The following is a 25,801-nucleotide window of genomic DNA, read 5'->3' on the forward strand; positions in this document are numbered from 1 at the left end:
CGTATCTGTCCCGCCTGTTCCTAGGACCATTCCGCCCGGGTCTCAAGACCTGCTGCGACAGCTTGCGGCCGGGGCGCGACCTGGCGGCGGGTGCGCCGGTTTTCGGGGCGGAACCTGTCGCCGCCTGCAGCGCGCGTGCTGGTCAGCGGGTTAACCTGACCGGGGAGGCTCAGGTGCAGAATTGAATCAAATTTTAGGTAAAGTCGCGCTGTTTACGCACTGAATTTTCGACCAATTTTACAATGAACTTAACATCCTTTTAGGAAATTCCGCTCTAAATCAGAAGGGTGCGGAACACAGAGCAACAGCGTTCCGAACCGCACGGGATACATAGTTTCAGTGGAGTAAGTGGATGAACTGGTACGCAGAACTGCTGGACGATATTATTGCAACGGGCGCCGATCTGGGCGCCGAAAAGGTCGAAGAGCTGCGCGCTGCACGTGACAGGCTGGCGCAGGGGGCCAGTGTGCTGCCGCGTCACAGGGCGACCGACGAGATCATGGGCGAGATTGACGAAGCCGAGACCCTGGATCAGGTGGCCGCCGTCTTTGGCCGCATGCCCCAGGAATACGGGTTCAACGATGCCACGCTGATCATTCTGAGCGAGGGCAAATCCTGCCTGTCGCGGCGTGTGATCTCCAGCCTGCCCGCCGCCTGGTGGGATGACTATAACCGGCTGGGATTGTCCGAGGATGATCCGGTGATCGGCGGGATCACCTCACAGGAGCATGAGCTCTTTCTGGACGAGCTTGTGCCGACCCATGATGCGCCGCTGCGGTATCTGCGCGCCGCAGAGGCCCATAACATCGGCTGTAACGGCGTAATTTTCAAAGTCAGCTATCACACAGGCCTGGTGGCGGCTGTGGTGCTGAACACCGTGAAAACGCCGGACTATGCGCGCCGCCAGTTCCGCATGTTCCGCGAGGATCTGCATCTGCTGGCCCATGCGGTCTGTGACGCGCTGGTGTATTTTTCGCAGGTGGGCACCTCGAATTCCGCGCCGCTGACGCCCGAGGAAATCCGGTTTCTGCGGCTTGTCGCGATGAACGAGGACCCGGCAGCAGCACTGGAGATGAAATGCTCCTTTGGATCCCCCCAGACCCTGCAGATGCAGGTCATTCGTAAACTGGGGGTCAAGTCGATCTTTCAGGCCGTCATGGTCGCCTCGCGCCAGGGGCTGATCGACACGGCTCTGCTGCACCCCGACGAGATCATCCCCACCCGCCCAAAGATCACCGGCTGGGATCTTGCCTCACAATGGCAGGAGATGGACACAGAGATCCCCGGTCTTGCAGAAGACCCGGCCGAGATGCCGGGCCCGCCCGAAAACCGGGGCCGGGGCAGACGCAGATACACCTGAACACCCCGAAACCAGACACCAAAGCCCCGCAGGACCAGCGTGGCTTTTTTGCGCCCGGGCAGGGTGCACAGGGCTCAACGGCCGCGGCGCACCCAGCTCTGCGGTGCTTTCCAGCGTCCGCGCGCGCCGGTTGTCCGGCGCTCCACCTCGGACATCAGTCCGGTCTGCTCGGGCAGTGCCCCCCGGTGCCCCCAGACGTCCTGGCGGGTTGCTGTCTTCAGAGTATGTGAAAGTATGCCGAACATATCAGTCTCCTTGATTTCTGTACTGGCACCCAACATAGTGGCATCAACCGGATCACAGCAAAGCAATACGCTTTTCAATATGTAAGTTAAGATTATAGATATGAACTGGAGTACCATCCCTTCCCTCGCTGCGCTGCGCGCTTTTGAGGCAGCGGCACGGCATCAGAACCTGAGTGCGGCGGCGCGGGAACTGAACGTGACGCACGCGGCAATCGCCCAGCATGTGCGCGCCCTGGAGCAGGAGTTTGGCGAGAGCCTGCTGGTGCGCGAGGGCCGCGGTGTGGCCCCCACAGATGCAGGCCGCCAGCTGGCCGCCGGGCTTGCGGAGGGGTTTGGCCAGATCGGGGAGGTAGTCGCAGAGCTGCGCCAGCGCGGTGCAGAGCGGCCTGTGACCATCAGCGTGACACCCGGTTTTGCGGCGGGCTGGCTGATGCCGCGGATCGGGGCGTTCTGGGCCGCGCATCCGGATGTGCAGATCAGCATCAGCCCCGCCACGACTGTGATCGATCTGCGCCGGGACGGGTTTGATGTGGCGGTCCGCTATGGCGACGGGAACTGGCCGGGTCTCAGCGTTGAACTGCTGACGCGGGCGGATTACACGGCTCTGGCGCATCCGGACCTGATCGCGGGGCGCAGGGTGACCTGTCTGGATGATCTGCTTGATCTGCCCTGGCTGCTGGACACGCAGGTAATGGAGCGCCGCCGGACCATCGAGCGCGAGGGTGTCGATCTGGATCAGGTCAAAGTGACCATGCTGAATACCAATGAACTGGCCCTGTCAGCGGCTGTTTCGGGCCTCGGGGTGACGTTCCAGCCGCGATCCCTGGTTGAGCGCGAACTGAAAAGCGGGCAACTGGTGGCCCTTTGCGCGCTCCAGGAACAGGGGGTCGGGTATCACATCGTGACGGTACCGGGCCGTACCTCTGCGCAACTGGACACGTTTCTGAAATGGCTGAGGGCGCAGAAACCGCAGAGTGTCAGCGCTTCGGAGTAACACTGGCCTGGCACAGCGCGGTCTTTCCATGGTCGAACGCGGCTAGCAGGATCTGTCGCCTCAGGGTAAAGTCGAAACACTGTGAAGTGCCCTGCCAAAACCCAGGATCACGCGAGGCCGCCTGAAACCAGGAAAGTTAACCCGGTGTGTCATGCCCTGGGTATTTCGCCAGCCGCCATAGCTGCCGCCGGATGCACAAAAGGCCCCGCACCGGGGGCCTTTCGAAAATGTACTGGATATCGCGCGACGTGTCAGACGCTGATGTGATCGCCCACGGCCACCATATCGGCCAGCAGCTTGGCTGCATCATCTACGGGACCGGGTTCGTTGGCAAAGGCCTCTTTGGCGTTTGCCAGCGCTTCCTCGGCCTCTTTCACCATCGCATCGTGGTCCGCTTTGGTCATATCGGCCTTGGGGATCGCACGCTCGGCCAGAACCGAGATACCCTCGGCGCTGATCTCGGCAAAGCCACCGGTCACCACGTAATCCGTGGTGCCGTCCGGCCCTTCGGCGCTCAGCACACCGGGGCGCAGCGTGGTGATGGTGGGCGCATGGCCCGCCATCGCTGTCATGTCGCCGTCGGCACCCGGGATCTGCACCGCAGTCACCTGCGCAGAGGCGAGGCGGCGTTCCGGTGAGACGAGGTCGAACTGGACTGTATCTGCCATTGTTCAGGCTCCTTAAGCGGCGTCGGCCGCCATTTTCTCGGCTTTGGCTTTCACTTCCTCGATGCCGCCAACCATGTAGAAGGCGCCTTCGGGCAGGTGGTCGTATTCGCCGGCCACAACTGCTTTGAAGCTTTCGATGGTCTCGGTCAGCGGGACCTGAACACCGTCAGAGCCGGTAAAGACCTTGGCCACGTCGAAGGGCTGGCTGAGGAAACGCTGGATTTTCCGGGCACGGGCCACGGTCAGCTTGTCCTCTTCGGAGAGTTCGTCCATCCCCAGGATCGCGATGATGTCCTGGAGCGATTTGTAGCGCTGCAGAATACCCTGTACGTCACGGGCCACCTGATAGTGCTCCTCGCCGACAACGGCAGGGTCCATCAGACGCGATGTGGAATCGAGCGGGTCCACAGCCGGATAGATGCCCAGCTCGGAAATCGCACGGGACAGAACCGTTGTCGCGTCAAGGTGCGCAAAGGATGTCGCAGGCGCAGGGTCGGTAAGGTCATCCGCAGGGACGTAGACGGCCTGCACAGATGTAATGGAGCCCGCTTTGGTCGAGGTGATCCGTTCCTGCATCGCACCCATGTCGGTGGCCAGTGTCGGCTGGTAGCCCACAGCGGATGGAATACGGCCCAGCAGAGCGGATACTTCGGAGCCCGCCTGTGTAAAGCGGAAGATGTTGTCCACAAAGAACAGAACGTCGGTACCGGACTGGTCACGGAACTGCTCTGCCAGTGTGAGACCGGTCAGAGCCACACGCATACGCGCTCCGGGAGGCTCGTTCATCTGACCGTAGACCAGAGCCACCTGAGAGTTCTCGAGGTTTTCGGGGTCGATCACGTTGGATTCGATCATCTCGTGGTAGAGGTCGTTGCCCTCACGGGTCCGCTCGCCCACGCCCGCGAACACGGAGTAACCCGAGTGCACTTTGGCGATGTTGTTGATCAGTTCCATGATGAGAACGGTTTTACCCACGCCCGCACCGCCGAAGAGACCGATTTTACCACCCTTGGCGTAGGGGGCGAGAAGGTCGATCACCTTGATGCCGGTTTCAAGCACTTCGGAGGAGGTGGACTGTGACGCGAAATCAGGGGCTTCCTGGTGGATGGAGCGCCGCTCGTCTGCGTTGACGGGGCCCTGCTCGTCCACAGGCTCGCCCACAACGTTCATGATACGGCCCAGTGTGGCGTTGCCCACGGGGATCGAGATCGGACCGTCTGTGTCGGTCACGGTCTGACCGCGCACGAGGCCTTCGGTGGAGTCCATCGCGATGGCGCGCACTGTGTTCTCGCCGAGGTGCTGTGCGACCTCGAGGATCAGGCGGTTGCCGTTGTTGTCTGTTTCAAGCGCGTTCAGAATCTCCGGCAGGTGATCCTCGAACTGGACGTCGACGACCGCGCCGATGACCTGTGTAAGTTTGCCGACTGCATTTGCCATGTCGTTTCTCCGGTTTGTTCTTTACAGCGCTTCCGCGCCGGAAATGATTTCGATCAGCTCGTTGGTGATGACAGCCTGACGCGAACGGTTAAATTCGATGGTCAGCTTGTCGATCATCTCGCCAGCGTTGCGGGTCGCGTTGTCCATTGCAGACATCCGCGCACCCTGTTCAGAGGCACCGTTCTCCAGCAGAGCAGAGAAGATCTGTGTCGCCACGCCGCGCGGCAGAAGATCGGCGAGGATCGCCTCTTCGTCCGGCTCGTAATCAAAGAGCGTGGAGGCCTCATCGCCCTCCGCTGCTTCGAATTTGGCGGGGATGATCTGCTGTGCTGTCGGGATCTGGCTGACCACGTTCACGAACTTCGCATAGAAGATCGTGGCGACGTCAAACTCACCACCGTCAAAACGTGCCAGCACGTCTTTGGCGATGCCCTGTGCATCTGCATAGCCCACGCGCTTGACCTCGGTGAGATCCACGTGGCCCACAGAAAGCGAACCGAAATCGCGTTTCAGCTGGTCGCGGCCTTTTTTGCCGACGGTGAGGATTTTGACCTCTTTGCCCTCGGCCTGCAGTTTTGCTGCGTGGGTCTTGGCCAGCTTGGCGATGTTCGAGTTGAAACCACCGCACAGGCCGCGCTCGGACGTCATGACGATCAGAAGCTGCACCTTGTCGCTGCCGGTGCCCGACAGCAGTTTGGGTGCGGAATCCGAGCCGCCCACGGAGGCGGCAAGGTTTGCCATCACCGCGTTGAAACGTTCCGTGTAGGGGCGCGACTGCTCGGCAGCCTCCTGCGCGCGGCGAAGTTTCGCCGCGGCGACCATTTGCATGGCCTTTGTGATCTTGCGGGTCGATTTGACCGACTCGATCCTGTTTTTCAGGTCCTTAAGACTTGGCATGGGCCTACCTTTTAAGCGAAGTCAGTGGCGAAGTCGCTGATCGCTGCTTTGAGCTTGTCGGCGGCATCGCCTTTGATCTTCGGATCCTCATTGGTGATCCATTCCAGCACGTCGTTGTGCTTGGAGCGCATATGCGCCAGCAGACCTGCCTCGAACCGGCCAACGTCCTTGACGTCCACCTTGTCGAGGAAGCCGTTTGTACCGGCAAAGATCACGCAGACGATTTCCGCGTTGGTCAGCGGCGAATACTGCGGCTGTTTCATCAGCTCGGTCAGACGGGCACCCCGGGCCAGCAGCTGCTGGGTAGAGGCGTCGAGGTCAGAGCCGAACTGTGCAAAGGCCGCCATTTCGCGGTACTGCGCCAGCGACAGTTTCACCGGACCGGCCACCGACGACATTGCGGATGTCTGCGCCGAGGAGCCCACACGGGACACCGACAGACCGGTGTTCACAGCCGGGCGAATACCCTGGTAGAAAAGTTCTGTTTCCAGGAAGATCTGACCGTCGGTGATCGAGATCACGTTGGTCGGAATAAAGGCCGACACGTCACCGCCCTGGGTTTCAATGATCGGCAGAGCCGTCAGCGAGCCGTTTCCGGCGGCATCACCCAGCTTGGCAGAGCGTTCCAGCAGGCGGGAATGGAGATAGAAAACATCGCCCGGATAGGCTTCGCGGCCCGGCGGGCGGCGCAGCAGCAGGGACATCTGGCGGTAAGACACGGCCTGTTTGGACAGGTCATCATAGATGATCAGCGCGTGGCGGCCATTGTCGCGGAAATGCTCGGCCATGGCTGTCGCGGCATAGGGTGCCAGGAACTGCATGGGTGCGGGCTCGGACGCGGTCGCGGCGACCACGATGGAGTAGTCAATCGCGCCGGTTTCTTCGAGCTTTTTCACCAGCTGCGCCACAGTGGAGCGCTTCTGGCCAATGGCGACGTAAACGCAGTAGAGCTTTTTGCCCTCATCGTCGCCGGCAGCATCGTTGTAGGATTTCTGGTTCAGGATCGCGTCCAGGGCCACGGCTGTTTTGCCGGTCTGACGGTCACCGATGATCAGCTCACGCTGGCCACGGCCGATCGGGATCATGGAGTCGACGGCCTTGAGGCCTGTCGCCATTGGCTCGTGCACGGATTTACGCGGGATGATGCCCGGCGCCTTGACGTCTGCCTGCGAAGAGGTTTTCGCGTTGATCGGGCCCTTGCCGTCAATGGGGTTGCCCAGACCGTCAACAACGCGGCCCAGCAGTTCGTCACCTGTCGGAACGGACACGATCGAGTTCGTGCGCTTGACGGTGTCGCCTTCTTTGATGTCACGGTCGGAGCCGAAGATAACCACACCGACGTTGTCGGACTCGAGGTTCAGCGCCATACCCTGGATACCACCGGGGAATTCGACCATTTCACCGGCCTGCACGTTGTCCAGACCGTACACACGCGCGATACCGTCACCGACGGAGAGCACGCGGCCAACTTCGGCCACTTCGGCTTCCTGGCCGAAGTTCTTGATCTGGTCCTTCAGGATCGCAGAAATTTCTGCTGCTTGGATACCCATTTATCCGACCTCTTTCATTGCATTCTGGAGGGAATTCAGTTTCGAGCGGATCGACGTATCGATCATGCGCGAACCAACTTTGACGACGAGACCGCCGATGAGGCTGTCATCGACGGATGTTTTCAGTTTGACGTCCTTGCCTGTGGAGGCTTTGAGCGTTTTGGCAAGCTTGTCCGCCTGCGTTTTCGTAAGTTCCTTGGCCGAGGTCACCTCGGCGGTCACCTCGCCTTTGGCTTCTGCGATCAGCGCCTGCAAAGACGTCAGCAGCTGCGGCAGCACGAACAGACGGCGTTTCTGCGCCATCAGGGCCAGCGTATTGGCCATGGTCGCTGAAAGACCCATTTTCGCAGCAATCGCCGTGATCGCGGCCCCCTGCTCGTCCCGGGTGTAGACCGGCGAGTGGATCAGCGCGTTGAAATCAGAGCTGTCGGCCTGAGCGGCCTGAAGCGCATCAATGTCCGCCTCCAGCGACGTTACGGCTTTGTCCTCGTTTGCGATCTCAAAGATCGCGGTTGCATAGCGTGTCGCAATGCCTGTGGAAATCGAAGCTGGTTCTGACACGTCCACCCTTCCGATGTTCTGGCCCCGGATATGCGAAATAGTCGCGTCACCAGGCTTGTTGGCGCGGCTTGAATCAAGTCAAGACGTCGAAATCAGCGGTGATGTAACAGACGTGATCAGACCCCGCAACATATGATCGTTAACCCGTCAGAGAGGTGTTTCCCCATGTTTTCAGACCCTTGGCACAGGTGCGACGGTTTGGCAGGTCAGAAACTTCGCGAAAATGCTGAAATATCCCGCCATCTGCCCGATTCCCATGCCGGAAAATCGGGCATTTCGCGCAGATACGGCCTGCCCGTCTGTCAGACCGGCTTGGCCGCGGGCTTCATAACACCAACGGCACTCGGGCGGCGCGATTTCTCCACTTTGCCTTTGGGCGGATAGACCAGTTTCGTGGCCTCGACCATAAAAGCGCCACCCGCCATCATCGTGGGCATCCGCCGTCCGATGTTCTCGAAGGCCGCGCCCGACTTCATCCACCAGCGTTTGCTGGAAGGCACCTGGTAAAGCGCCCCGAGGTGACGCTCTGGCAGAAACTGATGTTTGCGTAATTGTGTTTCCAGCTGCCCCGGTGAATAGGGCCTGCCAAACCCAAAGGGCGTCCGGTCCCGCCGCGCCCAGAGCCCCGCACGGTTGGGCACGATAAAGAGCGCGCGCCCCCCCGGCCCCAGCACGCGCCAGCATTCCTCCAGCAGATCAAAGGCCCGTTCAGAGGTTTCCAGCCCGTGCAGCAGTACCAGCTTGTCCACATGGCCTGTCTCGATGGGCCAGTGGGTTTCCTCGATCAGAGCAGAGACATTGTTGAGCCCGGGCGGCCAGGGCATCACCCCCTGCGGCCCCGGCATCAGCGCCATCACCCGGCGTGCATCCTTGAGATAAGGGCGCAGCAACGGGGCGGCAAAGCCGTATCCGACGACCGTCTGACCCTTGGCTTCGGGCCAGATTTCCAGCATCCGGCCCCTCAGACTGGCCTGCGCGGCCCGGCCCAGAGCAGAGCGGTAATAGAAATTGCGCAGGTCCTGGACGTCCAGATGCATTGCAGCCGGTCTCATGTTGGGTCACTGTTCAGGCGGCAGTGTCGCAAATGTGCAGGAGAATGACCATGGCCCTCGAACTCGTTACCATCCCGTGTCTCAGCGACAATTACGCCTTTCTGCTGCATGACACAGGCACCGGCGACACCGCGCTGATCGATATTCCTGCGGCAGGTCCCATCCTGGCCGAGCTGGCGCGCCGGGGCTGGACGCTGTCGGATGTCTGGATCACGCACCACCATGATGACCACGTTCAGGGTTTGGGGGAGGTGCTTGCGGCCCACCCTGCCCGCGTGACAGGTGCTGCCGCGGACGCGCACAGGCTGCCACCGCTGGATGTGCAGGTGGCCGACGGCGACACGCTGGAATTTGCAGGTAACACCGTTGCCGTTATGGATGTCTCCGGCCACACGGTCGGGCATGTGGCCTATTATATACCGGCAGCGAATACGGTTTTTACGGCAGACAGTCTGATGGCTCTGGGCTGCGGGCGGCTCTTTGAGGGGACGGCGGAGCAGATGTGGGGGTCGCTGACAAAGCTGATGGCGCTGCCCGCTGACACGCTTGTATGCTCAGGTCATGAATACACCGCCGGGAATGCTAAGTTTGCATTAACCATTGATCCCGATAATCCTGAACTTATATCACGCAATGAGCAGATCACGGTGGCGCGGGCCACCGGGGTTCCCACTGTCCCTTCAACTCTGGCTCTCGAACGGGCGACCAACCCGTTTCTGAGAGCTTCAGACCCCGGCATTCGCAGTCGTCTGGGCATGACAGACGCTTCAGACGCCGGGGTTTTCGCTGAAATCCGCGCCCGCAAGGACGCATTCTGACGCCTGTATCGTGACCAGCATGACGGCTTCACACAATTTGTGACTGCATTTGAGCAGAAAAAACTTGAAGCCGGGACATGATCAACCAAACTCTAATACTACGAGGCTATGGTTGGATGAGGGGCTGGCATAAATCAGCCTTCCCACCGACCCCGATAAGAAGGAGCACTGACCGTGCCTTCATTTTCGACCACACTGGAACAGGCAATTCATTCTGCGCTGGCGCTGGCCAATGCGCGCCGGCATGAATTCGCAACGCTCGAACATCTGCTGCTGGCTCTGATTGATGAGCCGGACGCAACCCGCGTGATGAAGGCCTGCAGCGTCGATGTCGACGATCTGCGTGCCACACTGGTGGAATTTGTCGACGAGGACCTGAGCAATCTGGTTACCGACGTGGATGGCTCCGAAGCCGTGCCCACCGCTGCATTCCAGCGGGTAATCCAGCGCGCCGCGATCCATGTACAGTCTTCGGGCCGCACAGAAGTGACAGGTGCCAACGTCCTGGTCGCTATCTTTGCCGAGCGCGAAAGCAACGCCGCATACTTCCTGCAGGAGCAGGACATGACACGCTATGATGCGGTGAATTTCATTGCCCACGGCGTAGCCAAGGACCCCGCCTATGGCGAACAGCGCCCGGTGTCCGGTGCGCCCGAAGCCGAGGAAGAAGCCCAGGGCGTCACCGAAGGCGAGAAAAAAGAGAGCGCGCTTGAGAAATACTGCGTGGATCTGAATGCCAAATCCCGTGAGGGCGACATTGACCCGCTGATCGGTCGCGATTCAGAGGTGGAACGCTGCATCCAGGTGCTGTGCCGCCGCCGCAAGAACAACCCCCTGCTGGTGGGTGATCCGGGCGTGGGCAAGACGGCAATTGCCGAAGGCCTCGCACGCAAGATTGTCGCCGGTGAAACACCCGAGGTTCTGGCCGAGACCACGATTTATTCGCTGGATATGGGCGCGCTTCTTGCGGGCACACGGTATCGCGGCGATTTCGAGGAACGTCTCAAGGCCGTTGTTTCCGAGCTGGAAGATCACAGGGATGCGGTTCTGTTTATCGATGAAATCCACACGGTAATCGGTGCAGGCGCCACATCGGGCGGGGCGATGGATGCCTCCAACCTGCTCAAACCTGCGCTTGCAGGTGGCAAACTGCGCACCATGGGCTCCACAACCTACAAGGAGTTCCGCCAGCATTTCGAGAAAGACCGCGCGCTGAGCCGCCGGTTCCAGAAAATCGACGTCAATGAGCCGTCGGTCGAGGATGCGGTGAAAATCCTGCGGGGTCTGAAACCCTATTTTGAGGATCACCACTCGGTGAAATACACCGCCGATGCGATCAAGACGAGTGTCGAACTGGCGTCGCGTTATATCAACGACCGCAAACTGCCGGACAGTGCCATCGACGTGATCGACGAGGCCGGTGCCGCGCAGCATCTGGTGGTCGCGGCCAAACGTCGCAAGACCATCGGCACCAGAGAAATCGAGAATGTAGTCGCCAAAATCGCGCGCATCCCGCCGAAAAACGTCTCCAAGGATGATGCTGAGGTTCTGAAAGATCTGGAAGGCTCGCTGAAACGCGTGGTCTTCGGCCAGGACAAGGCAATTGAGGCGCTTTCCTCGGCGATCAAACTGGCCCGTGCGGGTCTGCGCGAGCCTGAAAAACCAATCGGCAACTATCTTTTTGCCGGCCCCACCGGTGTTGGCAAAACCGAAGTGGCAAAACAGCTGGCCGATACGCTGGGTGTGGAACTGCTGCGGTTCGATATGTCGGAGTATATGGAGAAACACGCAGTTTCCCGTCTCATTGGCGCTCCTCCGGGCTATGTCGGCTTTGACCAGGGCGGCATGCTCACGGATGGTGTCGACCAGCATCCGCATTGTGTGCTGCTGCTGGACGAGATGGAAAAGGCGCACCCGGATGTCTACAACATCCTGCTGCAGGTGATGGATCACGGCAAACTGACCGATCACAACGGCCGGACTGTGGATTTCCGGAATGTCGTACTGATCATGACGTCGAATGCCGGTGCTGCCGAACAGGCTAAAGAGGCAATCGGCTTTGGCCGGGACCGTCGCGAAGGCGAAGATACAGCCGCGATCGAACGGACGTTCACGCCGGAGTTCCGCAACCGTCTGGATGCGGTGATCAGCTTTGCGCCACTGCCCAAAGAGGTCATCCTGCGCGTGGTCGAAAAATTTGTGCTGCAGCTGGAAGCTCAGCTGATGGATCGGAATGTGACCATTGAACTGACCAAACCCGCAGCCGAATGGCTGGCTGACAAAGGGTATGACAGCAAGATGGGCGCGCGTCCTCTGGGCCGCGTGATCCAGGAGCACATCAAAAAACCACTGGCCGAGGATCTGCTGTTCGGAAAGCTGGCCAAGGGCGGTGTCGTCCGCGTCGGTGTCAAAGCCGGCGAGATCGATCTGAAGATCGAGGGACCCGACAAGCCGCGTTTGTCGGGCAACAAGCCGCCGCTGCTGACAGCGGAATAACCAAAACGGACAAAGCCCTGCCAGAAACGGCGGGGCTTTTTCGTTCCTGGTCACCTGAAGTTTTGCAAACCTGAACAGGGACGTTTTTTGACAGCGTGTGCTGCGTATTGTGAAACAGGTCCCAGTGCCCGGAGAACGCCGGGTTGCGTAAAATCGGGCCGAGATTCCCACCCCTGGAAGACCTGACAAGCAATCTGACGGAATGCAGCCCGGGGCCTGCGTTGGTGAGGTTCGGCGTTTCCAGAGGTTTGCTCAGAGAAACGCTGCCATTCCGGCTGCTCAAACGGTCTGTGGCGGGGAATCCCAGGATTCAGATATTCGGGGGTTTGGCCAACCTTGCTCAAACCGGATGCTGACCCAGCGAGCGCCCGGCGTTGGCATATGCAATCCGGCTCGGATCGCATCGTGAACCTCTCCACCGCTTGCAGCCCGATTGCCTGCCTGTGGCATTGATCAGACATTCTGTACTTCAGAGCAGATGCATCACCGCGACAGATTTCATGCACGGCGCCCTGCAACCGTCTAGAAAATCCGGCAACCTGCTACTTTTCAGTGAATTTCAGTTCAATGCGCCGGTTGAGTGCCCGGGCTTCTTCGGTGTCCTCTTCGGCCACGGGCTGGAACTCGCCAAAACCATTGGCCGCCAGCCGGTTTGGCGGAATACCCAGCGCGCTGACCATATAGCGCACGACGGACAGGGCCCGCGCCTGACTGAGTTCCCAGTTATCTGCAAAAGCACCGAAACCTGACAGAGGCAGGTTATCTGTGTGACCGTCCACCCGGATGATCCAGTCAATCTCCGGTGGGATTTCGCCCGCCACAGCGGCAATGATCTCCGCCACTTTTGCGATCTCCTGCTGACCTTCGGCGGACAAGTCGGCGCGCGCAGGCTGAAACAGAACCTCAGAGGAGAACACAAAGCGGTCGCCTTCGATCCGCACGCCTTCCTGGCGGCCCAGAACATCCCGCAGCCGGCCAAAGAATTCGGATCTGTACTGCTCCAGATCCTCGGCTTCAGCGGCAAGGCGCGCGGCCTCTTCTTCAAGCCGACGGCGCTCCGCCTCTTCCAACTCGGCGCGGCGGCGTTCCTCGGCCGCAACACGGGCAAGCGCTGTGTTCAGATCCGAACCCAGAGACTGCAGTTGTACCTGCTGGGCCGCGTCGCGTTCTTTTGCGTCATCCAACAGCGCCTGCAGACCGCCCAGTTGTGTGCGCAGCGCTGCCACCTGCTGGTTCAGCAGTTCGGTCTGACGCTGCGCCTCGGCGCTTATGGTTTCCTCATCGGCCAGCGCACGGCGGGCTTCGGCCAGAAGTGCTGCACGGCGGTCGGCTTCTGTGCTGGTATCCTCGGCAAGCGTCTCGGCGGCAAGTTGCGCCGCCAGCGCGCGGGCCAGTTCAGCGCGTAGGGCCTCGCGGTCGGTCGCGGCGGTTGTGAGCGCACCCGCAAGCTCGGCCTCGGCTGCAAGACGCTCTGCCTCCAGACGCGCGGCCTCTGCCTGCGCCTCTGTCAGCTGTGCTTCTGCCGCCTGCAGCCGGTTTTCCAGGTCCCGCGTGCTGGTCTGCAGCGCGTCGACCTGCGCCCGGGCAATCGCCAGGGCTTCTGCCGTTTCAGCGCCGGAGCTTTCCAGGCCCTGCGCACGCAACAGAGCAGCGGCAAGGGCGCGGTCGAGGTCAGCCTCCGCCGCGCGGGCAGCGGCCAGCAGGGTCAGGGTGTCTTCTGCTTCTTTGCGCTGCGCCTCGAGCGCGAGTGTCATAGCGGTGAGTTCCGCATCTGCATTGGCCAAACGTTCGCGCAGTGCTTCGGCAGCGGCGGCCTCGGCAAGCCGTACGGCTTCCTCAGAGGACAGGGCCTGCCGGGTTTCGTCCAACGCGCCTGTCAGTTGCGAGATCTGGCTGTCGGCGGCCTCGTTGCGGGCGCGCAGATCGGCGACCAGCGCATCAAGTGCCTCTCGCTGCGCCGCGGCCAGGCGGGCCGCCTCCTCCTGAGCATCCACCTCATCGCGCGCGGCGGCCAGGGCCAGGTTCAGCGCTTCCTGTTCACTGAGAAGCTCCGCCTGCGCTGCCTCAAGGCTTTCCTGAACATCCTCCAGGGCCACGACATTGCCTAACGCGCTGTCCCGCTGGGAGATCAGTGCGGCAACCTGTGCTTCAAAACCGGTGATCTCAGTGCGGGCCGCCTCGAGCGCGGCAACCTGCGCATCGCGGTCCGCCGTCAGCGCCGCGATCCGGCTTTCCGCGTCACTGAGCGAGGCATCCAGCGCACCGACCCTGTCACGCAGTGTTTCATTTGTCTGTTCCTCAAGACCCAGCGCCTGGGCCAGGGCTGCAACCTCGCCTGCGAGCTGGTCCAGTTCGCTTTCCTGACCGGTGATCCGTTCTGTCAGAACAAACTGCACCACCATGAAAATGGTCAGGACGAACATCAGCACCAGCAACAGGCCGGTCATGGCATCGACAAAACCCGGCCAGATCGAGGCCTGAAACCGGGTGCCGGTGCGCCGCGAGAGAGCCATGTTCAGCTCTCTCCGCCGGGTCGCCGTGGGACCGGCCGGCTGCGTTGCGCGCGCAGCACCTCGGCCAGACCTGCGATATCACGGCGCAACTCGGCCATGCTTTCCTGGCGTCCGGCCGAGATTTCCTCGAGAATGCGCAGCATCTGTACATCGATAGAGCGCAGACGCATCCGGCTTTCAGCATCGATGCCGTCACCGCCCTGCCCCTGGGATTCAATAAGGGTGATCAGCCGTTCCTGACCCGCAGCCACCCGCTCAAGCGCTGAATTGGTGGGGTCCGCCCCCTCAATACGCTGCGCCATATGCTCAATCGCGCCCACAACAGCGCCCAGCCGTTCCTCGACGGCGGAATTCCGTGCATCAGCATTCAGGAACATGCCCTGCAGCGCTTCCATCTGTTCGCCCATGTGGTCCACGACGACGGCCATGACGTTGCCGTCCGCCGCGGCTTCCTCACCAGAGGAGAACCCGACGCGGGTGATCGAGCTCAGCCATTCTTCTAGCTCGCGGTAAAAGCGGTTCTGACCGTGGCCCGCAAAAAGCTCCAGCAGCCCGACGATCAGCGAGCCCGCCAGCCCCAGAAGTGACGAGGCAAAAGCCACGCCCATGCCCCCCAGCTGGGTCTGAAGGCCGCTCATCAGCCGGTTAAAGACCTCGACACCGCCCTCCCCGTCCCGGGGGGCCAGCCCGCTGATAGTTTCCACGATAGCCGGCACCGTGGTCGCGAGGCCGTAGAACGTGCCCAGCAGACCCAGGAAAATCAGCATGCTGACGATGTACCGGGTGATCTCGCGCGCCTCTTCGATGCGGTTGACCACAGAATCCAGAATGGACCGGGTCGACGAGGCGCTTACCTGCATCCGGGCCCCACGCTGGCGCAGAAGTGCGGCAAGCGGTGCCAGAAGCTGCGGTGCCTTGACGCTGGAATCCAGCGTGTCGGTTGCAAAACGTTCGATCCAGCGCACAGAGCCGATCAGCTGGAACACCTGATAGAAACAGGCGAAAACGCCGATGATAAACACAACAACGATAAAGCCGTTCAGATAGGGGTTTGCCTCAAAGACAGGCAGAACGCGCGGCAGCGCCAGAAAGACGCCAAAGCCGGAGAGGCTGAGTGCAATGAGCATCAGCGAAATCTGCCGCCAGGGCTGTGAGAATACGGGTCTGATTTCCTGGTCCGGTAACGCCATGCGCCCTTCGCTCCTGACCGTTATTGTTCTGCTCTGCGCGCAGTTTAACCTGAAAAGGACAGGCAGCGCCAAGGAATTATGACGTCAGCGCGCGGACCCTGTGGCTGAGCCATTCCAGATCGGGATCATGCAGGCCGATCTCTGCCAGGTGACTGGCGGTATTGTAGAGATATTCGTCATTCGGCCCCATGCCGCCCCGTGCGCGCGCGATGATCTGCGCCTGGTCTTCCAGAGGCATACCGCCACAGTACTGCACGTGGTCCGGGTTGATCACGTAGACCACGGCGGTAACCCGCCGCCCGTCGTGCAGATCAATCTCAAGCTCGCGTTCCAGATAGGCCGAGGAGATCAGCTCGCGTTCCCGCAGGTAGGCGAGCGTTTTCGCTTCTTTTCCCGCGGCAACTGCCAGAGCGACCCCTTCGCAGGCATGCGACGGGTCCGCATCCAGCGCCAGCACCAGGCCTGGTTCTGTTTCGGTGCCTCGGTGGTGGATCGAATGCATGCAAAAAGAGCGCGCATACCCCGGCAGGGTCGCAATGGCCTGTTCGGCCACCTCGAACCCGGGGTTCCACAACAGGCTGCCGTATCCGAATACCCACATGGTCATGACGCTGGTTCTCCTTGCATGCTTTGCGTAAACCTCAAATCGAGGCAAAGGAAAAGGGGCGGTAATGCGACGGATCGTCTGGATAACACTGGTGGCCGCGGGGCTGTGGTCGGTCTGGTGGGGCATAACCGCATTTGGGTTGCGAAACAGCATCGACACCTGGTTTGAGGAGCGCCGCGCCGAAGGCTGGCAGGCAGAGCTGAGCGGTATCGGACTGTCCGGCTGGCCACTGTCGGTCATTGCCGCTTTGCAGACACCCGTTCTGGCAGACCCCGACACAGGGGCCGCTTTTTCAGCGCCAGGGCTCACATTTACGGCTGCGGCCTGGTGGCCCGGCTACGTTACGCTGAAGCTGCCGGATGACGGGGTCACTCTGGCCAGCCCCGAAGGCCGCGCACAGCTGACCACGGTTGATGCCACCGCCGGGTTGCGGCTGCGTCCGGGTGCGGCACTGGAGCTGGAGCAGCTTGCAGCGGAGGCCGCAGGCTGGGGCATTACAATTGCCGCTGGGGATCTTGCGTCCGGTGGCCCGCTGACAGCTGTGATGGAACAGTCACCTGAGACGGCCGCGAGCTACAGCCTGTCGTTCGATGCAGCTGCGTTCCGGCCAGGATCTGTGCTGCGCGATGCGCTGTTTGTACCCGCAGACTGGCCGGTGACCTTTGACGCGCTGCGGCTGGATGCGGATATCACTTTTGACAGACCCTGGGGTATTTCCGCCCTGGAAGAGGCACGCCCGCAACCGCGGGACATTCATCTGGAGCGGGCCGAAGCGGTCTGGGGAGACCTGCTGATCCGGTTCGCCGCCGATCTGACAGTAGACGGGGGCGGCATTCCCGAGGGCAGCCTGAGCATTCAGGTCCGCAACTGGCGCGACATCATTACGCTGGCCGCGCGTGCCGGAACGCTGCCCCCGGCGCTGGTGCCACAGATTACGCGCACGCTGGAGACATTCGCCGGGCTCAGCGGCAACCCCGATGCGCTGGATCTGGATCTGACACTGAGCGGAGGGCTGGTTTCGCTGGGGTTCATACCAATCGGCCCGGCCCCGCGCCTGATCCTGCGCTAGCGGCAATAAGAGCCGCCGCCGTGGCGCGCCGTGTCGAAGTGAAAATGATCCTGGTGAAAACGGTCCGATTCAGGGCCCAGCACCGTGCCAAAAATTCCACAGGCATCGCGGTGCATGTTTTTCAGCGGTTTAAAGCCGCGTTTGGAATCCCAGTCTTTGAGCACTGTCAGCTCGGAGCCGTCGCGCAGGCGGAAGCCTGAAATGTCGATCGCCTTGCCCTTTCCGTGCTCAGAGATCCGCGCGCCGGAGCGGTTGTTGCGGGTCCGGCAGGCATAATGCCCGACAACCCGCATCGCGCGCAGGCCGCCACCTGTTTTGCGCAGGCGCGGCACGGCGGATTCTGTGACCCAGAAATTCAGCGTCTGCGCGGTCCGGCAATCCATCACAGATGCCGGGCTGAGAGAGATGCCGGAAACAGAGCGCACGCGCACGGCCTCTTCAATGCCGCATCCCCTTGTGGGCGAGCTGACACGCCCGATGGGTTCGCCCTGGATATCCGGGTTTCCGCAGATGGCGCCGCGTTCGCGCAGCAAAGCGGCCTGGCGCCCCTTGCGTATCACGCTGCGGGGGCGTTTGAGCGGTCGCAACACCTGCAGAACCGGTGCTGCAGCAGGTGCAGGCTGGGTCACGGGCGCGGGTGTTTCCGGGCGCGGTTTTGGGCGCGGCGACGTATCAGCCGCTGCTGCAGCATTCCCCGCGAACAGCAGACAGCCCAGAGCAACGACCCGGATCAGCCTCACGGTTTTTTCGCACCACGGCCAAAGTCAGGCGCGTCCGTGTCCTGGCCGGCCTCGATAATGCCGCGCCGGATGGCACGGGTCCGCGTAAAATAGTCATGCAGATGCGCGCCATCGCCTGTGCGGATGGCCCGCTGAAGCGCGAAGAGCTCTTCGGTAAAGCGCCCGAGGATTTCCAGCGTGGCATCTTTGTTGGACAGAAACACATCCCGCCACATGGTCGGATCACTGGCAGCAATCCGGGTGAAATCACGAAAACCCGCGGCGGAGTATTTGATCACTTCGCTGTCGGTCACGCGGCGCAGATCGTCTGCGACACCGACCATCGTGTAGGCGATCAGGTGCGGCGCATGACTGGTCACGGCGAGGACCAGGTCGTGGTGATCCGCCTCCATCTCCTCGACATTGCTGCCGAGATCCTCCCAGTAGCGGCGCAGCCGGTCGACAGCCGCGCGATCTGTGTCTTCGGGCGGGACCAGCAGGCACCAGCGCCCGTCAAAGAGTTCTGCGAAACCGGATTCCGGGCCTGAATGCTCTGTGCCGGCGAGCGGGTGCGCAGGGACAAAGTGTATACCTTCGGGCAGATGCGGCTGCACGGCGTTGATCACTTCGCGCTTGACCGAACCCACATCGGTCACCGTCGCACCCGGTTTCAGCGCGCCCGCGATTTCCGCGGCGACATCGCCCATAACACCCACAGGGACGGCGAGGATGACCAGGTCCGCGTCCTCAACCGCCTCGGCCATGTTGTCGCAGACGCGGTCGCACAGACCGATCCGCCGCGCGGTATCCCGGGTTTGCCGGCTGCGGGCATATCCGGTGACCTCGCCCGCCAGGCCCTTGCGTTTCATCGCCCAGAACATCGAGGAGGCGATCAGCCCCAGACCGATCAGCGCCACACGGTTGTAAATCACGCTCATGTCGCTCCCCGGAATGTTGCCAGTGCGTCCAGCACGCGGGTGACGTCCTGTGCACTGCCGACGGTGATGCGCAGCGCTTCGGGAAAACCGTAGCCTTTCACGAGACGCACAAGGATGCCGCAGGATTTCAGGTGCGCATCGGCTGCCAGTGCCTCTGCCTCATCCGCGAAACGTGCGAGCACAAAGTTTGCCGCGCTGTCATCACAACCAATCCCCAACTGCCGCAGCCCGCCTGTCAGACGCGTCCGCTGCTCTGCATTGTCCGTCAGGCAGCGCGCCACGAAGGCACGGTCGCGCATGGCGGCCTCGGCCCCGGCGAGAGCAATGTTCGACAGGTTAAAAGGACCGCGGACCCGGTTGAGCACGTCGATCACTTCCTGCGTGGCATAGGCCCATCCGACCCGAAGGCCACCCAGCCCATAGAGTTTAGAAAAGGTACGGGTCATCACCACGTTGGAATGCGCGTCAACAAGGCCCGCGCCGCCGTCGTAACCGTCTGAGAACTCTGCATAAGCACCGTCGAGCACCAGCAGGCAGGTTTCCGGCACAGCCCCGGCCAGGCGGGAAAGTTCGTCAGCCGCCAGGGCAGTTCCCGTCGGGTTGGCGGGATTGGCGATATAGATGAGCCGCGTCCGGTCCGTGATACGCGCAATCAGCGCATCAACGTCCACGCAGCGGTTCGTCTCTGGCGCGGTGACCGGCGTGGCCCCGGCGGACAGGGCAAAGATGCGGTACATCGAAAAGCCGTGCTCGGGGTAGAGAACCTCGTCGCCCGGACCTGCATAGGCCATTGCCAGCAGGGTCAGCAGCTCGTCCGAGCCTACGCCGCAGATAATACGCTCCACCGGCAGGTCGTGCACCTCCGCGATAGCCGCGCGCAGCGGTGAATGGTCGGTCGACGGGTAACGGTGCAACCCCAGCGCTGCTGCACTGACGGCAGCACTTGCCAGGGGGCTGCAGCCGAACGGGTTTTCGTTCGAGCTGAGCTTGAGCGGATTGTCCTGGCCCTCAATTTCTGAGGCACCGCCCTGGTAAAGGGCGATGTCCATAATGCCGGGCTGCGGGCGAAGCGCTGTGGTCATCTCTCATGTCTCCTGTCGGGCGGACATTATCGGGCGTTCCGGGCGAGTGCCACCACCAACAGCGCCGCTGCGGGCGGAAAAACGCGCGGTCATCCGGTTCAGTTTCGCGCAGATACCGGCGTGCGACGCCAGGGTTGAATTTCGAGCACCCCGGCCAGAAGCACCAGCGCCCCGCCCGTCATTTCCAGCGCGCTGAGGTATTCGCCCGCGATCACCGCCGCGGAAACCGCCCCCACCAGCACTTCGGACATAAACAGGATACCGGTCCGCGCCGGTTCGAGCCGCACGGTTGCCCACATCAACCCCACCACAAACAGGCTCCACCACAAAGCGCCGGTCAGCAGAGCCAGCCCCGCAACCGCTGCTGAATTCTGGAACGGTATTGCAGTGGGCAGTGGATCGAGCAGTAAAGCGATCGGCAGGGCGGCGCAAAAGGCGCCCACCACAAAGACAAGTGTGGCGTCTGCCGGTTCAAGATCCGTGTGAACCCGCATGCCGGTCGTTGCAACTGACCACATGATTCCAGAGACCAAGGCCAACCACTCGCCAACATTGCGCGGAATGGGCGCTTCGCCACCAGCGCCGAGCATGACACCGAGCCCCACAAGGCCCACGACAATCGCGAGTATACGCATTATTGGTGTGTGCCAGCCCATGACAAAACGCCCGATCAGTGTGCTCCAGACCGGTGTCAGGAAAAACAGCAGGATGATGATGGCGACCCGGCCATAGACAAACCCGATGGAATAAAGCGCAAAGGACGCGCCGCCGAGGCCCACCCAGAAGATCCCTGTGTATGATTCTGTGCGCAGGCGGCTCCCCCGTAACAGCGTAACGACCAGCATGACCAGCACCGCACAAAGAGTGACTGCAGCGGTTCCCCAGGCCCCTGAAAGGCCCATGGTCTGGAGGCTGCGCACGGGAAGCCAGTAAATGCCCCACAGGATACCGGAGGATACGACGAGGAGTGAAGCTGGCAGGGCGTTGCGGTTTTCAGTCATTTGAGTGCCATAGAACAAGCTTTTCAGCGTGCAGCATACCTGCGCAATAAAAAAAACCGCGCAGCGATCTGCGCGGTTTCTGGTGTTCTTCAGTGTCGCGAAGAGGCTTAGTTCTTCGCGTAGAATTCGACCACGAGGTTTGGTTCCATCATCACCGGATAAGGCACATCGCCCAGTGTCGGTGTGCGCACGAACTTGGCAGCCATTTTGGAGTGGTCGGCTTCGATGTAGTCCGGCACGTCCCGCTCGGGCAGTTGTGTCGCTTCGATCAGTGCGGCCATTTGCTTGGAACGGTCACGGACTTCGATCACGTCACCCTCTTTCACGCGGTAAGAGGGGATGTTAACGATCTGGCCGTTTACGCGCACGTGCTTGTGATTCACGAACTGGCGCGCTGCGAAAACAGTCGGCACGAATTTGGCGCGGTACACAACCGCGTCGAGGCGACGCTCCAGCAGACCAATCAGGTTTTCACCGGTATCGCCTTTGACACGTTCAGCTTCGGCATAGATGCGGCGGAACTGCTTTTCGGTCAGGTCGCCGTAGTAGCCCTTGAGCTTTTGCTTGGCGCGCAGCTGGATACCAAAGTCGCTGAGTTTGCCCTTGCGGCGCTGACCGTGCTGGCCGGGGCCATATTCGCGACGGTTCACAGGGGATTTGGGGCGACCCCAGATGTTTTCGCCCATACGGCGATCGATTTTATACTTGGCAGACGTGCGTTTTGTCACGGCTGATCTCCTTCGTTTAAGGTTTCGAAGGGCGTTGTCCTCTTTCCGGATTTGGCCGGACTGACAGGAAACCCCTTGCGGGGGCCACCAACACCAATGAGGCCGCGCTTATACGCAGCCCCAGCCAGGAGTCAACGCCTGATCAGCGCCTTTACCTCTGTGTGTCGCGGGCAGGTTGTCAGGTGATCGTTGACCATACCGACCGCCTGCATAAAGGCATAGACAATCGTTGGGCCACAAAAGCGGAACCCCTCCTTTTTCAGATCTTTAGATATCTGCTCCGACAGGGCTGTGAAAGCCGGCACCTCTGCCAGCGTCTTCCAGCTGTTCTGAACCGGCGTGCCGCCGACATAGTTCCATAAATACGTGTCGAAACCCTCCCGCGCCTCAATCTTTTGCCAGACCCGCGCGTTTGAGAGGGTGGCTTCAATTTTGCCCCGGTGGCGGATGATGCCGGCATTGCCAAGCAGCCTGTCCACATCATCCGGGCCCCAGGTCGCGATGACATCAGGATCAAATCCGGCAAAGGCTTCGCGGAAGTTCTCACGCTTTTTCAGGATGGTGATCCAGCTCAGCCCGGCCTGGAACCCATCGAGGATCAGCTTTTCCCAAAGCGCACGGCTGTCATACTCTGGCACGCCCCAGTCGGTGTCATGGTATTCCAGATAGATCTGTTCGGGCCCTGCCCAGCCACATCTTTCCATAGGTTCCGCCTCCTCCCGTGACCTGCAATCCACCTCAGATCAGAGCACAGATAAAATTAGAACAAAATGCGAAAATTAACGCGGCTTTAGGACCTGCGGTGCAAATGTGTTCCCGCAGCAGACACGGAGAATGATAATGCCCGGCAACCAGAAACGCATCATAGAAAACCTGCTGTCAGGGACCGACGCAACCCTCAGTTTCTCCCCGTCCTGCGAGAACCGCGAAACCCTTGAAATGGTCGCCCGGGCGATCCGGCAGAAACAGGTCCTGCTGGCATACCAGCCGATCATGCAGGCCCGGGATCAGACCTGCGTCGCCATGTACGAAGGGCTGATCCGTGTGCTGGATGACAGTGGACGCATCATTCCGGCGGGTGATTTCATGGGCGCTGTCGAGGATCACGAGATGGGGCGTCAGCTGGATACGCTCGCGCTCGGTCTTGGCCTGCGCACCCTGCACGAAAACCCGGATCTGCGTCTTGCAATCAACATGTCTGCACGATCCATCGGCTACACCGCGTGGGACCGCACACTTGAGCAGTGGTTGTCGCGTAACGAACTGATTGCCGAGCGGCTGGTGCTGGAGATCACCGAATCCTCGGCAATTACGGTACCTGAACGTGTTGCCGGTTTCATGCACAGCCTGCAGCTGCGCGGTATCAGCTTTGCGATGGACGATTTTGGCGCCGGGTATACTGCTTTGCGGTACTTCCGGGATTTTGATTTCGATATTGTCAAAATAGATGGTCAGTTCGCGCAGGGCATAGCACAAAACCCGGACAATCAGGTCATAACGTCGGCGCTCGTGTCGATTGCCCGGCAGTTCGACATGCTGACCGTTGCAGAGTTTGTCGAAAACGAGGAAGACGCGGACATGCTGACAAGCCTCGGCGTCGACTGTCTGCAAGGGTATCATTTTGGTGCTGCCATTACACAGCCTCACTGGCTCGCCGAGCCACGGCTGAAGAAAGCCGTCTGACGCTTTTCCCAGCCATGCACGCAGTGCAAACCGGCTGACCAGGCGGTGCGACCGGACGTCATGTTGCCGCATGATTTGCCATTTCGTATGCACCCCCGTATGGAAGTATGGGGGTCCGCAACGCCGTTTCTGCGCTGTTTCACCGGGCCCGCCCGGATAAATGGCAAAGGACCAGAACATCATGACGAACGTCGTAATCGCATCGGCTGCCAGAACTGCCGTCGGCAGCTTTGGCGGGTCTTTCGCAAACACACCCGCCCATGATCTCGGCGCAGCGATGCTGCAAGAGATCGTAAAGCGCGCCGGTGTGGATGCATCGGAAGTCTCCGAAACAATTCTTGGTCAGGTTCTGACTGCGGCGCAAGGCCAGAACCCTGCCCGTCAGGCGCACATCAACGCCGGTCTGCCGCAGGCCAGCTCGGCCTGGACAATCAACCAGGTCTGCGGCTCCGGTCTGCGCTCTGTTGCGCTGGCCGCCCAGCATATCCAGCTTGGCGATGCGGATATCGTTGCGGCTGGTGGTCAGGAAAACATGACACTCTCGCCCCATGCTGCCCCGCTGCGTGCCGGCCATAAAATGGGTGATATGAAGTACATCGATACGATGATCCGCGACGGATTGTGGGATGCCTTCAACGGCTATCATATGGGTCAGACGGCAGAAAACGTCGCTGAGAAATGGCAGATCAGCCGTGACCAGCAGGACGAATTCGCGGTTGCCTCGCAAAACAAGGCAGAAGCCGCGCAAAAGGCCGGGAAATTCGACGACGAGGTTTTTGCCTATACCGTCAAGACCCGCAAAGGCGACATCGTGGTCGACAAGGACGAATACATCCGGCATGGCGCGACCATGGAAGCGATGCAGAAACTGCGCCCCGCTTTCACCAAGGACGGGTCTGTTACGGCAGCCAACGCGTCGGGTCTGAATGACGGCGCTGCCGGAGCACTGATGATGTCGGCCGATGCGGCCGAAAAACGCGGCATCGAGCCGCTCGCGCGCATTGCGAGCTATGCCACTGTCGGCCTTGACCCGTCAATCATGGGCGCAGGCCCGATCTATGCAAGCCGCAAGGCGCTGGAAAAGGCGGGCTGGAAGGCCGAAGACCTGGACCTTGTAGAGGCCAACGAAGCCTTTGCCGCCCAGGCCTGCGCAGTGAACAAGGACATGGGCTGGAACCCTGAAATTGTGAACGTGAACGGCGGCGCCATTGCGATCGGCCACCCGATCGGCGCCTCTGGTGCGCGTATCCTGAACACACTGCTCTTCGAAATGAAGCGCCGTAACGCCAAAAAAGGTCTCGCCACTCTCTGCATCGGTGGCGGCATGGGCGTGGCCATGTGCCTTGAGCGTCCCTGATACATCCAGGGCGGTGACCTGAAAGGGTCCCGCCCGCTCTTTCGCAGCGCGCGGTAACACCCGCTGTATCCCAAACCGAAAAAACAGGAGAACAATCCATGTCGCGAGTCGCACTTGTCACCGGAGGCAGCCGCGGAATCGGCGCCGCAATTTCCAGCGCTCTGAAAGACGCAGGCTACAGCGTCGCCGCCACCTATGCCGGCAACGACGAAGCTGCCGCCAGGTTTACCGATGAAACCGGTATCAAAACCTACAAATGGAATGTTGCGGACTACGATTCCAGCAAAGCAGGCATCGAGAGTGTGGAGGCCGATCTGGGGCCAATCGATGTCGTTGTTGCCAACGCAGGGATCACACGCGATGCGCCTTTCCACAAAATGACCCCTGATCAGTGGAATGACGTTATCGACACAAACCTCACCGGTGTTTTCAATACGATCCACCCGGTATGGCCCGGCATGCGTGAACGCAAGTTCGGCCGGATCATCGTGATCAGCTCCATTAATGGACAGAAAGGTCAGTTCGCTCAGGTGAACTATGCAGCCACAAAGGCGGGTGACCTCGGGATCGTCAAATCACTCGCACAGGAAGGCGCGCGTGCCGGCATTACCGCCAACGCGATCTGCCCAGGCTATATCGCCACTGACATGGTGATGGCTGTTCCTGAAAAAGTCCGCGAATCCATCATCGCTCAGATCCCCGCAGGCCGTCTGGGCGAGCCCGAAGAGATCGCCCGCTGCGTGGCGTTCCTCGCCTCTGACGATGCGGGCTTCATCAATGGCTCGACCATTTCCGCAAACGGCGCGCAGTTCTTCGTCTGATCTGACGCCACTGCA

24 protein-coding genes are annotated in these 25,801 nt (G+C 60.9%); 8 read left to right on the top strand and 16 right to left on the bottom strand.

Going from position 1 to position 25,801, the window contains the following annotated elements; translation table 11 throughout:
* The first annotated feature begins 352 nt into the window (after nucleotides 1–352).
* The gene (locus Q1A34_RS16220) at nucleotides 353–1,360 is read left to right on the top strand and encodes an autoinducer binding domain-containing protein (RefSeq protein WP_300036459.1); all 1,008 of its coding nucleotides are present in this window, start codon (nucleotides 353–355) and stop codon (nucleotides 1,358–1,360) included.
* Nucleotides 1,361–1,434: 74 nt separating this feature from the next.
* On the opposite strand, the gene Q1A34_RS16225 is transcribed toward Q1A34_RS16220, so the two are convergent.
* Nucleotides 1,435–1,605, bottom strand: a complete 171-nt coding sequence (locus Q1A34_RS16225; protein WP_300036463.1) for a hypothetical protein — start codon at nucleotides 1,603–1,605, stop codon at nucleotides 1,435–1,437.
* A 100-nt stretch (nucleotides 1,606–1,705) separates the two neighbouring features.
* Between Q1A34_RS16225 and Q1A34_RS16230 the strand changes: the two genes are divergently transcribed.
* On the top strand, nucleotides 1,706–2,599 hold the full coding sequence (locus Q1A34_RS16230) for a LysR family transcriptional regulator (RefSeq protein WP_300036466.1): 894 nt from the start codon (nucleotides 1,706–1,708) through the stop codon (nucleotides 2,597–2,599).
* Nucleotides 2,600–2,850: 251 nt separating this feature from the next.
* Here Q1A34_RS16230 and Q1A34_RS16235 read toward each other — a convergent pair whose 3' ends face one another.
* The 6 genes from Q1A34_RS16235 to Q1A34_RS16260 all read right to left on the bottom strand — a co-directional run bounded on the left by Q1A34_RS16235 (nucleotide 2,851) and on the right by Q1A34_RS16260 (nucleotide 8,749).
* A complete protein-coding gene (locus Q1A34_RS16235) occupies nucleotides 2,851–3,267 on the bottom strand; it encodes a F0F1 ATP synthase subunit epsilon (RefSeq protein WP_300036469.1) in 417 nt (138 codons plus the stop codon).
* 12 nt (nucleotides 3,268–3,279) lie between these two features.
* On the bottom strand, nucleotides 3,280–4,704 hold the full coding sequence (gene atpD / locus Q1A34_RS16240) for a F0F1 ATP synthase subunit beta (RefSeq protein ID WP_300036472.1): 1,425 nt from the start codon (nucleotides 4,702–4,704) through the stop codon (nucleotides 3,280–3,282).
* A gap of 21 nt (nucleotides 4,705–4,725) precedes the next feature.
* The gene (locus Q1A34_RS16245; protein WP_300036474.1) at nucleotides 4,726–5,601 is read right to left on the bottom strand and encodes a F0F1 ATP synthase subunit gamma; all 876 of its coding nucleotides are present in this window, start codon (nucleotides 5,599–5,601) and stop codon (nucleotides 4,726–4,728) included.
* Nucleotides 5,602–5,612: 11 nt separating this feature from the next.
* Entirely contained in the window at nucleotides 5,613–7,151 is a 1,539-nt protein-coding gene (atpA, locus tag Q1A34_RS16250) for a F0F1 ATP synthase subunit alpha (RefSeq protein ID WP_300036476.1), read from the bottom strand.
* Nucleotides 7,152–7,712, bottom strand: coding sequence for a F0F1 ATP synthase subunit delta (locus Q1A34_RS16255; protein ID WP_300036479.1), 561 nt, complete (start codon nucleotides 7,710–7,712; stop codon nucleotides 7,152–7,154).
* 302 nt (nucleotides 7,713–8,014) lie between these two features.
* Nucleotides 8,015–8,749, bottom strand: coding sequence for a class I SAM-dependent methyltransferase (locus Q1A34_RS16260; protein WP_300036747.1), 735 nt, complete (start codon nucleotides 8,747–8,749; stop codon nucleotides 8,015–8,017).
* A 65-nt stretch (nucleotides 8,750–8,814) separates the two neighbouring features.
* Between Q1A34_RS16260 and gloB the strand changes: the two genes are divergently transcribed.
* Together gloB and clpA are read left to right on the top strand one after the other, a co-directional pair.
* Nucleotides 8,815–9,582: a hydroxyacylglutathione hydrolase gene (gene gloB, locus Q1A34_RS16265; RefSeq protein ID WP_300036482.1), complete on the top strand. Its 768-nt coding sequence runs from the start codon at nucleotides 8,815–8,817 to the stop codon at nucleotides 9,580–9,582.
* A gap of 174 nt (nucleotides 9,583–9,756) precedes the next feature.
* The gene (gene clpA / locus Q1A34_RS16270) at nucleotides 9,757–12,078 is read left to right on the top strand and encodes an ATP-dependent Clp protease ATP-binding subunit ClpA (protein WP_300036485.1); all 2,322 of its coding nucleotides are present in this window, start codon (nucleotides 9,757–9,759) and stop codon (nucleotides 12,076–12,078) included.
* 542 nt (nucleotides 12,079–12,620) lie between these two features.
* Here clpA and Q1A34_RS16275 read toward each other — a convergent pair.
* From Q1A34_RS16275 to Q1A34_RS16285, 3 genes are all read right to left on the bottom strand, one after another.
* Entirely contained in the window at nucleotides 12,621–14,591 is a 1,971-nt protein-coding gene (locus Q1A34_RS16275; protein WP_300036488.1) for a peptidoglycan -binding protein, read from the bottom strand.
* A 2-nt stretch (nucleotides 14,592–14,593) separates the two neighbouring features.
* A complete protein-coding gene (locus Q1A34_RS16280; RefSeq protein ID WP_300036491.1) occupies nucleotides 14,594–15,781 on the bottom strand; it encodes a biopolymer transporter ExbB in 1,188 nt (395 codons plus the stop codon).
* A gap of 76 nt (nucleotides 15,782–15,857) precedes the next feature.
* Complete coding sequence (locus Q1A34_RS16285) at nucleotides 15,858–16,388, bottom strand: gamma-glutamylcyclotransferase (RefSeq protein ID WP_300036494.1); 531 nt, start codon at nucleotides 16,386–16,388, stop codon at nucleotides 15,858–15,860.
* A gap of 64 nt (nucleotides 16,389–16,452) precedes the next feature.
* Between Q1A34_RS16285 and Q1A34_RS16290 the strand changes: the two genes are divergently transcribed.
* The gene (locus Q1A34_RS16290) at nucleotides 16,453–17,457 is read left to right on the top strand and encodes a DUF2125 domain-containing protein (protein WP_300036497.1); all 1,005 of its coding nucleotides are present in this window, start codon (nucleotides 16,453–16,455) and stop codon (nucleotides 17,455–17,457) included.
* Here Q1A34_RS16290 and Q1A34_RS16295 read toward each other — a convergent pair.
* The 6 genes from Q1A34_RS16295 to Q1A34_RS16320 all read right to left on the bottom strand — a co-directional run bounded on the left by Q1A34_RS16295 (nucleotide 17,454) and on the right by Q1A34_RS16320 (nucleotide 22,629).
* Nucleotides 17,454–18,086, bottom strand: coding sequence for an extensin family protein (locus Q1A34_RS16295; RefSeq protein WP_300036500.1), 633 nt, complete (start codon nucleotides 18,084–18,086; stop codon nucleotides 17,454–17,456). The genes Q1A34_RS16290 and Q1A34_RS16295 overlap by 4 nt on opposite strands.
* A gap of 107 nt (nucleotides 18,087–18,193) precedes the next feature.
* The gene (locus Q1A34_RS16300) at nucleotides 18,194–19,114 is read right to left on the bottom strand and encodes a prephenate/arogenate dehydrogenase family protein (RefSeq protein ID WP_300036503.1); all 921 of its coding nucleotides are present in this window, start codon (nucleotides 19,112–19,114) and stop codon (nucleotides 18,194–18,196) included.
* Nucleotides 19,111–20,196, bottom strand: coding sequence for a histidinol-phosphate transaminase (gene hisC / locus Q1A34_RS16305; protein WP_300036506.1), 1,086 nt, complete (start codon nucleotides 20,194–20,196; stop codon nucleotides 19,111–19,113). Before hisC ends, Q1A34_RS16300 begins: the two co-directional genes overlap by 4 nt.
* A gap of 98 nt (nucleotides 20,197–20,294) precedes the next feature.
* Nucleotides 20,295–21,197, bottom strand: a complete 903-nt coding sequence (locus Q1A34_RS16310) for a DMT family transporter (RefSeq protein ID WP_300036509.1) — start codon at nucleotides 21,195–21,197, stop codon at nucleotides 20,295–20,297.
* 107 nt (nucleotides 21,198–21,304) lie between these two features.
* Nucleotides 21,305–21,925, bottom strand: a complete 621-nt coding sequence (gene rpsD, locus Q1A34_RS16315; RefSeq protein WP_298839302.1) for a 30S ribosomal protein S4 — start codon at nucleotides 21,923–21,925, stop codon at nucleotides 21,305–21,307.
* Nucleotides 21,926–22,056: 131 nt separating this feature from the next.
* Nucleotides 22,057–22,629: a DNA-3-methyladenine glycosylase I gene (locus tag Q1A34_RS16320; RefSeq protein ID WP_300036513.1), complete on the bottom strand. Its 573-nt coding sequence runs from the start codon at nucleotides 22,627–22,629 to the stop codon at nucleotides 22,057–22,059.
* A 136-nt stretch (nucleotides 22,630–22,765) separates the two neighbouring features.
* Here Q1A34_RS16320 and Q1A34_RS16325 point away from each other — a divergent pair, with 136 nt between their 5' ends.
* From Q1A34_RS16325 to phbB, 3 genes are all read left to right on the top strand, one after another.
* Nucleotides 22,766–23,608: an EAL domain-containing protein gene (locus Q1A34_RS16325; RefSeq protein WP_300036516.1), complete on the top strand. Its 843-nt coding sequence runs from the start codon at nucleotides 22,766–22,768 to the stop codon at nucleotides 23,606–23,608.
* A gap of 181 nt (nucleotides 23,609–23,789) precedes the next feature.
* Nucleotides 23,790–24,965 (top strand): acetyl-CoA C-acetyltransferase, encoded by a 1,176-nt coding sequence (locus tag Q1A34_RS16330; RefSeq protein WP_300036519.1) that lies wholly within the window; start codon nucleotides 23,790–23,792, stop codon nucleotides 24,963–24,965.
* A gap of 98 nt (nucleotides 24,966–25,063) precedes the next feature.
* The gene (phbB, locus tag Q1A34_RS16335; protein ID WP_300036522.1) at nucleotides 25,064–25,786 is read left to right on the top strand and encodes an acetoacetyl-CoA reductase; all 723 of its coding nucleotides are present in this window, start codon (nucleotides 25,064–25,066) and stop codon (nucleotides 25,784–25,786) included.
* The last annotated feature ends 15 nt before the right edge of the window (nucleotides 25,787–25,801 follow it).

The organism is uncultured Roseobacter sp. (assembly GCF_947491795.1).
Taxonomy (GTDB): domain Bacteria; phylum Pseudomonadota; class Alphaproteobacteria; order Rhodobacterales; family Rhodobacteraceae; genus Roseobacter.

Excerpts from the sequence above, each read along its gene's own strand:
- Q1A34_RS16220 (WP_300036459.1), top strand. The coding sequence starts at position 353 with ATGAACTGGTACGCAGAACTGCTGGACGATATTATTGCAACGGGCGCC.
- Q1A34_RS16225 (WP_300036463.1), bottom strand. The coding sequence starts at position 1,605 with ATGTTCGGCATACTTTCACATACTCTGAAGACAGCAACCCGCCAGGAC.
- Q1A34_RS16230 (WP_300036466.1), top strand. The coding sequence starts at position 1,706 with ATGAACTGGAGTACCATCCCTTCCCTCGCTGCGCTGCGCGCTTTTGAG.
- Q1A34_RS16235 (WP_300036469.1), bottom strand. The coding sequence starts at position 3,267 with ATGGCAGATACAGTCCAGTTCGACCTCGTCTCACCGGAACGCCGCCTC.
- atpD (WP_300036472.1), bottom strand. The coding sequence starts at position 4,704 with ATGGCAAATGCAGTCGGCAAACTTACACAGGTCATCGGCGCGGTCGTC.
- Q1A34_RS16245 (WP_300036474.1), bottom strand. The coding sequence starts at position 5,601 with ATGCCAAGTCTTAAGGACCTGAAAAACAGGATCGAGTCGGTCAAATCG.
- atpA (WP_300036476.1), bottom strand. The coding sequence starts at position 7,151 with ATGGGTATCCAAGCAGCAGAAATTTCTGCGATCCTGAAGGACCAGATC.
- Q1A34_RS16260 (WP_300036747.1), bottom strand. The coding sequence starts at position 8,749 with ATGCATCTGGACGTCCAGGACCTGCGCAATTTCTATTACCGCTCTGCT.
- gloB (WP_300036482.1), top strand. The coding sequence starts at position 8,815 with ATGGCCCTCGAACTCGTTACCATCCCGTGTCTCAGCGACAATTACGCC.
- Q1A34_RS16275 (WP_300036488.1), bottom strand. The coding sequence starts at position 14,591 with ATGGCTCTCTCGCGGCGCACCGGCACCCGGTTTCAGGCCTCGATCTGG.
- Q1A34_RS16280 (WP_300036491.1), bottom strand. The coding sequence starts at position 15,781 with ATGGCGTTACCGGACCAGGAAATCAGACCCGTATTCTCACAGCCCTGG.
- Q1A34_RS16285 (WP_300036494.1), bottom strand. The coding sequence starts at position 16,388 with ATGACCATGTGGGTATTCGGATACGGCAGCCTGTTGTGGAACCCCGGG.
- Q1A34_RS16290 (WP_300036497.1), top strand. The coding sequence starts at position 16,453 with ATGCGACGGATCGTCTGGATAACACTGGTGGCCGCGGGGCTGTGGTCG.
- Q1A34_RS16300 (WP_300036503.1), bottom strand. The coding sequence starts at position 19,114 with ATGAGCGTGATTTACAACCGTGTGGCGCTGATCGGTCTGGGGCTGATC.
- hisC (WP_300036506.1), bottom strand. The coding sequence starts at position 20,196 with ATGACCACAGCGCTTCGCCCGCAGCCCGGCATTATGGACATCGCCCTT.
- Q1A34_RS16310 (WP_300036509.1), bottom strand. The coding sequence starts at position 21,197 with ATGACTGAAAACCGCAACGCCCTGCCAGCTTCACTCCTCGTCGTATCC.
- Q1A34_RS16320 (WP_300036513.1), bottom strand. The coding sequence starts at position 22,629 with ATGGAAAGATGTGGCTGGGCAGGGCCCGAACAGATCTATCTGGAATAC.
- Q1A34_RS16325 (WP_300036516.1), top strand. The coding sequence starts at position 22,766 with ATGCCCGGCAACCAGAAACGCATCATAGAAAACCTGCTGTCAGGGACC.
- Q1A34_RS16330 (WP_300036519.1), top strand. The coding sequence starts at position 23,790 with ATGACGAACGTCGTAATCGCATCGGCTGCCAGAACTGCCGTCGGCAGC.
- phbB (WP_300036522.1), top strand. The coding sequence starts at position 25,064 with ATGTCGCGAGTCGCACTTGTCACCGGAGGCAGCCGCGGAATCGGCGCC.